The sequence below is a fragment of the Aeromonas piscicola genome, from assembly GCF_000820005.1.
In the GTDB taxonomy this organism is placed as follows: Bacteria; Pseudomonadota; Gammaproteobacteria; order Enterobacterales; family Aeromonadaceae; genus Aeromonas; species Aeromonas piscicola.
Genome location: NZ_CDBL01000051.1, coordinates 3,925 through 5,258, shown reverse-complemented (window position 1 = coordinate 5,258; position 1,334 = coordinate 3,925). Strand labels below are relative to the sequence as shown.

The 1,334-nt window shown below is 61.7% G+C and carries 2 protein-coding genes; both read right to left on the bottom strand.

What is annotated here, in order from left to right; genetic code table 11:
* Window positions 1-464: SMC-Scp complex subunit ScpB (gene scpB, locus BN1128_RS10625; RefSeq protein ID WP_042868503.1), on the bottom strand; the 464-nt coding region annotated here is incomplete at its 3' end.
* A 98-nt stretch (window positions 465-562) separates the two neighbouring features.
* Window positions 563-1,333, bottom strand: a complete 771-nt coding sequence (locus BN1128_RS10620) for a segregation and condensation protein A (RefSeq protein WP_244464580.1) — start codon at window positions 1,331-1,333, stop codon at window positions 563-565.
* Window position 1,334: the final 1 nt, after the last annotated feature.

Sequence of the window (1,334 nt, the reverse complement as noted above, 5' to 3'; positions counted from 1 at the left end):
TCCCGGGTGGTGGCGAGCAGCTCGGGGCGACCCACCACCTCCTTGTGACCGACGCTGCGCACCCAGCCACGCTCTTTCAGGGTATTCACTATCTGGCTCGACACCGCCACCCCGCGGATGGCTTCGATCTCGGCCCGGGTGATGGGCTGTCGATATGCAATCAGCGTCAGCGTCTCCATCACGGCGCGGGAATAACGGGGCGCCCGCTCGCTCCAGAGCCTTGAGAGCTCCTCGGCATACTCCTGGCGCGCCTGAAAGCGCCAGCCGGAGGCGACCTCTTTGAGCTCCACTCCCCGCTCGCTGTAATCCTGCCGCAGTTCTGCCAGCAAGAGCTGAACATAGCGGCCGGTGACGGGGTAATCCGCCAGCACACCGCTTTTCAGCTCGCTCACGGTCAAGGGGCGACCGGCAATAAAAATCGCGGCTTCGACCAGCGTCTTGAGCCGTTCAGCGGGCAGCGCCACGGTTGCCCTCCTTGCTCATGACGTCGGGCTGGCGGACCAACGGGAGAGGCACACAGACCCCGGCAGGCGGGCAGCAAGTTCGGGACAAAGAAAACAACTCAGTGTGCATGTTCACGCTCCCCGCTTTCATCTTGACTCGCCAGGGCAAAGTGGATCGGCCCCAGCGGCTCGGCCTGCAGGATCCAGATCAGGGACTCTTTGCACAGCTCCAGCAGGGCCAGAAACGTCACCAGCACCCCCATGCGCCCCTCTTCGGCTCTGAGCACCTGTTCCAGCCGCAATGTCTGGCCCAGCGAGAGCATGGCTAAGATCTCCGCCATGCGCACCCGGGTCGGGATCTGCTCACGGCGGATCTGGTGATGTTCGAAATGAGTCGCGCGTTTTACCACACTTTGCATGTAAAGGGCGAGCTCAACCAGTGAAACATCGGGAGTCAATGGCTTGAGAGAGCCAAAATCCGGCGGCAGGGCAGCGGCGATAAAAATCTCCCGCTCCACTCGTGGCAAGGCATTGAGGCGCTCGCCCCCCACCTTGAACCGCTCATATTCCTGCAGTCGACGAATAAGGGTCACGCGGGGATCTTCTCCCTCCTCTTCGTCCTCAAGCTCGGGGGCCTTGGGCAGCAAAAGACGGGATTTGATCTCCGCCAGCCAGGCCGCCATCAGCAGATATTCAGCTGCCAGCTCCAGATTGAGCCCCTGCATCAGCTCCACGTACTCCATGTACTGGGCGGTGATCTGCAGGATCGGCAGGTTCAGGATATCCAGCTGCTGGCGCCGAATGAGATAGAGCAGCAGATCGAGGGGCCCCTCGAAGGTATCGAGGAAGACTTCCAGCGCATCGGGCGGAATGAACAGATCTTGGGGCAGC